The organism is Rhodobium gokarnense, from assembly GCF_025961475.1.
Classification (GTDB): domain Bacteria; phylum Pseudomonadota; class Alphaproteobacteria; order Rhizobiales; family Rhodobiaceae; genus Rhodobium; species Rhodobium gokarnense.
Map to the genome: position 1 here is coordinate 133,988 of NZ_JAOQNS010000014.1, position 6,106 is coordinate 140,093.

The following is a 6,106-nucleotide window of genomic DNA, read 5'->3' on the forward strand; positions in this document are numbered from 1 at the left end:
TCCGCCGGCAGCAGGCGAGGGAGGGCGGACGCCCTCAGCCGAAGCGGTAGAACATCAGCCGGTCGAGGGACCTCAGCTCGATGAGAAGCCGGTAGAGGAGGCCGTCGTCCCTGGCGCCGATGGCCTCTGGAATGCGCGCCGAACTGGCGATCGCCCCGTCGACGAGCCGGCGGAACTCCGGATCGGCCTTGGTCTCGTCGATGGCCAGGGAATCGCACCGCTGCAGCGTCGCCCCGTAGACCGCCGCCTTGCCGACCGCATCGGCCCGCCCGTCCCAATCGTCGTGCGCGGGCGGTTTGCCCTTATAGGCGAAGAGCCCGTCCATCGCCGTCGAGGCCTCAAAGAGGCAGTCGGGGAGGGTATGGATGCGGCTCTCGGCCCGGAACCGGACCATCGCGCCGCGCAAGGGGAGTAAGAGGTCGCGGGCCGCGTCCGGCTTTCCCGCATCGATCTGCGCCAGCGCCCCGTCGATGGTCGGGCCGGTGTCCGACATCACCGAATCGTAAAGGGAATTGCCGTCGAAGCCGTCCGGCGGCGACGCACCGTATTCCTCCACCACCGACTTCCAGCCGTCGGCCATGGACTCTAGCTCGATAGCCGCCAGATCCGTGTTGCCGGTGCGCAGATAGCTGACCGCTTCACGATAATGTGCGAACGCCCCGTCGATGGCCGTGAGCAGCGATGCGGTTTCCCCCGCGGCGGCTCCGGCCGGCACCAGAAGCACAAAAATCGCTCCGTAAAGGATTGATTTGAGCATTATTTTTCCTCCCCTTGCGCCCCCTGCCGAAATCGGGGCTTGCGATATCTTCCAGAATAAATAACAATTTTCGAATATGAAATGGCGTCGCGCTTCGGTCGGTGAAAGGATCGGAAGGCGGCCAACAACAACAAGAACGTGAGGGGAAATGTCCGGGGTCACCCGCCGCGCCGCGCTCGCCGGCGCAGCCGCGCTTTCTTTGGTCGGGATGGACGGGATCGCACCGCGCAAGGCGCGTGCGGAGGGTCCGGTGCTGACCGAGGACGGACTCTACCGCCAGCCCTGGTTCCTCGACAGCTTCCTGGAGCTGGGCGACGACCTGACGACGGCGGCCGGCGCCGGCAAGCGGTTCGCCGTGATGTGGGAGCTGAAGGGCTGCCCCTATTGCAGGGAAACCCATTTCGTCAATTTCGCCGACCCGGAGATCGACGGCTACATCCGCGAAAATTTCGACATCCTGCAGCTCAATATCATCGGCTCGCGCATCGTCACCGACTTCGACGGCGAGGAGCTGTCGGAAAAGGCGCTGGCCCGCAAATACCAGGTCCGCTTCACCCCGACCTTCCAGTTCTTTCCGGCATCCGCCGAGGGGCTGGCGGACAAGCCGGCGATGGAGCGCGAGGTCACAAGGGCGCCGGGCTACCTGAAGCCGCGCTATTTCCTGGCGATGTTCCGTTACGTCAAGGAAGCCGCCTACGAGACCGAATCCTTCCGCGCCTTCGCAAGGAGGGTGAACTGACGCCGCACGCATGACCCGACAAGAGGCGGCACACCGCGCCAAAAGCGGCGGCCGCCGACGGGCTCCCGGCAGATGCCGACCGGGTCCGACGACAACCGGCCTTGAGGCCGGAGCGACAACAAGGGGAAGAGGAAGAAACGCCCATGTGGAAACGTCTGAAGTGCCTGGCACCGGCCGTGCTCCTGGTGCTCGGCGCCGGTACGGCGAGCGCCGACAACTCCAAGAGCTACGAGATCGTCGATGGCGGCATTCCGGTCTCGCTGACCGGCAAGCCGGGCGATCCGGCCGCCGGCGAAGAGGCGATGCTCAACCGCAAGCTCGGCAATTGCCTCGCCTGCCACGCCGTCACCAAACTGAAGAGCCATCCGTTCCACGGCGAGATCGGCCCTGCGCTCGACGGCGTCGCCGACCGGTATTCCGAGGCCCAACTTCGCCTCATCCTGGTCAACGCCAAGAAGGTCTTCGACAACACCATGATGCCGGCCTTCTACAAGTCCGAAGGCTTCAACCGGGTGATGGATTCCTTCGCCGGCAAGTCGATCCTGACCGCCAAAGAGGTAGAGGACGTGCTCGCCTACCTCGCGACCTTCAAGGAACAGTGATCGGGCCTGGCCCGATCAATCGACAGACGTCAACCGACACACCAAGGGATCAAGACACGATGAAACTGACACGACGCGAAGCCCTTCTGGTCGCCGCCGGCGGCGCCGTCGCGCTGACGGCCGGCAGCCTCGGATTGCCGGCCTTCGCCGCCGAGGGCGAAGCCCAGAAGCTGATCGACGAGTTCACCGGCGGCGCAACGCCCGAGGCTGGCAAGATCAGCCTGTCCGCGCCGGAAATCGCGGAAAACGGCAACACCGTTCCCGTTGGCTTTGAGATCGACAGCCCGATGACGGCGGACGATCACATCGAGACGGTGATGCTGCTTGCGCCGGCCAATCCGCGGCCGGGGGTTGCCACCTTCCACTTCACGGAGCTCTCCGGCAAGGCGGCGGCCTCGACCCGCATGCGGCTCGCCAAGACGCAGGACCTTGTGGCCGTGGCAAAAACCAGCAAGGGCGCGTTCTACATGGATACCAAGCCCGTGAAAGTGACCATCGGCGGCTGCGGCGGCTGAGCCAAAGCAATAACGATCTCAAAGAGTTCAGGAGAGAAAAATGGCGACGTCGAAACCGCGCGTCAAAGTGCCGAAAAAGGCTAAGGCCGGTGAGGTGATCACCATCAAGACGCTGATCAGCCACACCATGGAATCCGGTCAGCGCAAGGGCAAGGACGGCAAGCCGATCCCGCGCAAGATCATCAACACCTTCACCTGCGAGTTCAACGGCCAGAAGGTCTTCGAGACCAATCTGGAGCCGGCGATCTCGGCCAATCCCTATTTCGAATTCAACATGAAGGTGCCGGAGTCCGGGACGTTCGTCTTCACCTGGGTCGACGACGACGGCTCGGTCTACACCAAGGAAGCGGAGATCGCCGTCGAATAGCGGCACGAAAAGCAGACCAAGAGACACAAGGTGCGCGCGGCACCGGCGACACAAGTCGCTCCGGGGACAACAAAAACGCCGCGCGCCGGGGAAGGAGGAAACGCAAAATGGCCTTCACGACAACCGTGAAAAGGTCGGCGGTGGGCGGTGTCGCGCTGGCGCTCGCCGGTCTCGGCATCTCCGCGTCGCTGGCCCAGGACGAGGACGGCGGCCGCACCAACCTGCCGAGCATCGAGGGCGAGAAGCTGTTGACCCGGCTGAAATCGCCCCAAGGACACCCGCTGAAATGGGTCGTCTCCGGCTTTGAGTTCCGCACCCGCGACACCCAGGCGCTTCAACTCGACGACTTCACCAATCCGAGCTTCCTGTGGGTGGAGCAGGGTCAGGATCTTTGGTCGACCGCCGACGGCGAGGCCGGCAAGTCCTGCGAGTCCTGCCATGGCGACGTCGAGGACTCCATGAAGGGCGTGCGCGCCAAGATGCCGAAATGGAGCACGGAGAAGAACCGCCCGATGCCGCTGGAGGACAAGATCAACCAGTGCCGCAAGGAGCGCATGGGGGCCGAGCCGTGGAAGTGGGAGTCCGACCAGATGCTCGGCATGACCGCGCTCATCGGCCTGCAGTCCCGCGGCATGCCGGTCAACGTCAACCTGGAGGCCGGCGACATGATGGCCTGGTGGGAGCGCGGCCAGAAGCTCTACTACACCCGCATGGGCCAGCTCGATCTCGCCTGCGCCAACTGCCACGAGGACAATTTCGGCAAGTACATCCGCGCCGACCTCCTCAGCCAGGGCCAGACCAACGGCTTTCCGACCTACCGGCTGAAATGGCAGAAGCTCGGCTCGCTGCACCGCCGCTTCAAGGGCTGCATGGATCAGGTCCGGGCCAAGGCCTACAAGCGCGGCTCCGACGAGTTCGTCGCCCTTGAGGTCTACACCGCCTGGCGCGGCTCGGGCCTTTCGGTCGAGACGCCGGCCGTCCGCCAGTAGCGCCGGACCGATACCGGCGGCCCGGTGTTTCCGGGCCGCCCCCATGAATTCAACGACAATGGGCCAGAGGTCCGGCGGCAACGCGTCGCCGGGTCGACGGAAAGGTGTCGGCCGGCTGGCCGGGGCCGGTACGAAGGCTTTGGAAAAATGCTGATCGATACGACGCGACGGGAATTCCTGCAGATCGCCCTGGCCACCGCCGCAATCGCCGGCACCGGCAGCCTTGCCGGCTGGACGCGGGCGATGGCCCAGCAGGCAATGACCGAGGACGATTTGCTGGCCTTCGAGCCCCTCGGCAACGTCACGCTCGCCCACATCACCGACATGCACGCCCAGATGAAGCCGGTCTATTTCCGCGAGCCGTCGGTCAATATCGGCGTCGGCGAGGTTGCCGGCCTGCCGCCGCACATCACCGGCAAGGATTTTTTGACCGCCTTCGGCATCGAGCCGGGCTCGGCCGCCGCCTACGCCCTGACATCGGTCGATTTTTCCGCGCTCGCCCGCACCTATGGCCGCATGGGCGGTCTCGACCGCGTCGCCACCATCCTGAAGAGGATCCGCGCCGAACGCGCCGACAACACGCTGTTCCTGGACGGCGGCGACACCTGGCAGGGCAGCTACACGGCGTACCAGACCAGGGGCGCCGACATGGTCGAGCTGATGAACGCGCTGAAGCCGGACGCCATGACCGGCCACTGGGAATTCACCCTCGGTCAGGACCGGGTCGAGGAGATCGTCGAAGGCCTGCCGTTCCCGTTCCTCTGCGGCAATGTCCGCGACACGGAGTGGGAGGAGCCGGCCTTTGAGTCCACCGCCTATTTCGAGCGCGGCGGCGTCAAGGTCGCCGTCATCGGCCAGGCCTTTCCCTATACGCCCGTCGCCAATCCGCGCTGGATGTTCCCCAAATGGTCATTCGGGATCCGAGAGGAGGACGTCCAGGCCCATGTGGAGGCGGCACGCGGCGAGGGGGCGGGCCTCGTCGTGCTCCTCTCCCACAACGGCTTCGACGTCGACCGCAAGCTCGCGTCCCGCGTCGAAGGCATCGACGTCATCCTCACCGGCCACACCCACGACGCTCTGCCGGAGGTGGTCAAGGTCGGCAGGACGCTGCTGGTCGCCACCGGCTCCAACGGCAAGTTCGTCTCGCGCCTTGACCTCGATGTCGGCGCGGACGGCGTCAAGGATTTCCGCTACCGGCTGATCCCAGTCTTTTCCGACGTCATTGCGCCGGACGCCGAGACCGCCGCCCTCATCGACAAGCTGCGCGCCCCCTACGCCGAGGAGCTTTCCCGCGTCGTCGGCAGCACGGAGTCGCTGCTCTATCGCCGAGGCAATTTCAACGGCACCTTCGACGACCTCATCTGTGATGCGCTGCTGTCGGAGCGTGACGCGGAGATCGCGCTGTCACCGGGGTTTAGGTGGGGCACCTCGCTGATCCCCGGCCAGGACATCACGGTGGAGGACATCCACACCCAGACCTCCATGACCTATCCGGAAGCATACCGCAGCGAGATGACAGGACAGCTCCTGAAAGACATCCTGGAGGACGTCGCCGACAACCTCTTCAACGTCGATCCCTATTACCAGCAGGGCGGCGACATGGTCCGCGTCGGCGGCCTCGGCTACACCATCGACCCGACGGCGACGATGGGCAGCCGCATCACGGCAATGACCCATCTGAAGTCCGGCGAGCCCATCGATCCAGCAAAATCCTACGTGGTCGCCGGCTGGGCCAGCGTCAACGAGGGCACCGAAGGCCCGCCGGTCTGGGACGTCGTCGAGGCCCATATAAACGCGCAAGGAACGGTCAGCGTTACGCCGCACGACGCAGTCAAGGTCGTCGGGATTTGAGTTGGGATCGGCCGCCCGGCCGACGAGGCGGCGGCCTTGCTCTTCGTAGGGCTCGCTCTCATGCATCATTGCCGGGCTTTGCCATGCAGCCCATAGAGCGTTCGATTCCAATCAGTCGGGCCGGCACTTGCTGCAAGTCCGCCTGGATTGCTTCGCTGCGCTCGCAATGACGGATTCTCTCGTGTTTTCAACGTCATCAACACAGTTATGTCTTTGGTTGGATTTGATCGCGGATTCTGGCGTTTATGATTGTGATGAGCTTTCTTGCGATGGCGATGAGGGCGAC

Annotated in this window: 8 protein-coding genes; 6 read left to right on the forward strand and 2 right to left on the reverse strand. The window is 64.6% G+C overall.

The features are described from left to right. Nucleotides 1-34 precede the first annotated feature (34 nt). On the reverse strand, nt 35-757 hold the full coding sequence (locus tag M2319_RS20825; RefSeq protein WP_264603395.1) for a hypothetical protein: 723 nt from the start codon (nt 755-757) through the stop codon (nt 35-37). 208 nt (nt 758-965) lie between these two features. Between M2319_RS20825 and M2319_RS20830 the strand changes: the two genes are divergently transcribed. The 6 genes from M2319_RS20830 (at nt 966) to soxB (ending at nt 5,820) form a co-directional block, all read left to right on the forward strand. Next, nucleotides 966-1,496: a SoxW family protein gene (locus M2319_RS20830; RefSeq protein ID WP_406682250.1), complete on the forward strand. Its 531-nt coding sequence runs from the start codon at nt 966-968 to the stop codon at nt 1,494-1,496. Nucleotides 1,497-1,639: 143 nt separating this feature from the next. Then, nucleotides 1,640-2,098, forward strand: coding sequence for a sulfur oxidation c-type cytochrome SoxX (soxX, locus tag M2319_RS20835; RefSeq protein WP_264603397.1), 459 nt, complete (start codon nt 1,640-1,642; stop codon nt 2,096-2,098). Between the two features lie 59 nt (nt 2,099-2,157). Beyond that, the gene (soxY, locus tag M2319_RS20840) at nt 2,158-2,613 is read left to right on the forward strand and encodes a thiosulfate oxidation carrier protein SoxY (RefSeq protein ID WP_264603398.1); all 456 of its coding nucleotides are present in this window, start codon (nt 2,158-2,160) and stop codon (nt 2,611-2,613) included. Between the two features lie 40 nt (nt 2,614-2,653). Beyond that, nucleotides 2,654-2,980, forward strand: coding sequence for a thiosulfate oxidation carrier complex protein SoxZ (soxZ, locus tag M2319_RS20845; protein ID WP_264603399.1), 327 nt, complete (start codon nt 2,654-2,656; stop codon nt 2,978-2,980). A 107-nt stretch (nt 2,981-3,087) separates the two neighbouring features. Beyond that, nucleotides 3,088-3,969 (forward strand): sulfur oxidation c-type cytochrome SoxA, encoded by an 882-nt coding sequence (gene soxA / locus M2319_RS20850; protein WP_264603400.1) that lies wholly within the window; start codon nt 3,088-3,090, stop codon nt 3,967-3,969. A 147-nt stretch (nt 3,970-4,116) separates the two neighbouring features. Next, entirely contained in the window at nt 4,117-5,820 is a 1,704-nt protein-coding gene (gene soxB, locus M2319_RS20855; protein WP_264603401.1) for a thiosulfohydrolase SoxB, read from the forward strand. 65 nt (nt 5,821-5,885) lie between these two features. Here soxB and M2319_RS20860 read toward each other — a convergent pair. Then, a partial coding sequence (locus M2319_RS20860; protein WP_264603402.1) for a hypothetical protein occupies nt 5,886-6,106 on the reverse strand: 221 nt, incomplete at its 5' end.

Coding starts and splice junctions, on each gene's coding strand:
- M2319_RS20825 (WP_264603395.1), bottom strand. CDS start 757: ATGCTCAAATCAATCCTTTACGGAGCGATTTTTGTGCTTCTGGTGCCG.
- M2319_RS20830 (WP_406682250.1), top strand. CDS start 966: ATGGACGGGATCGCACCGCGCAAGGCGCGTGCGGAGGGTCCGGTGCTG.
- soxX (WP_264603397.1), top strand. CDS start 1,640: ATGTGGAAACGTCTGAAGTGCCTGGCACCGGCCGTGCTCCTGGTGCTC.
- soxY (WP_264603398.1), top strand. CDS start 2,158: ATGAAACTGACACGACGCGAAGCCCTTCTGGTCGCCGCCGGCGGCGCC.
- soxZ (WP_264603399.1), top strand. CDS start 2,654: ATGGCGACGTCGAAACCGCGCGTCAAAGTGCCGAAAAAGGCTAAGGCC.
- soxA (WP_264603400.1), top strand. CDS start 3,088: ATGGCCTTCACGACAACCGTGAAAAGGTCGGCGGTGGGCGGTGTCGCG.
- soxB (WP_264603401.1), top strand. CDS start 4,117: ATGCTGATCGATACGACGCGACGGGAATTCCTGCAGATCGCCCTGGCC.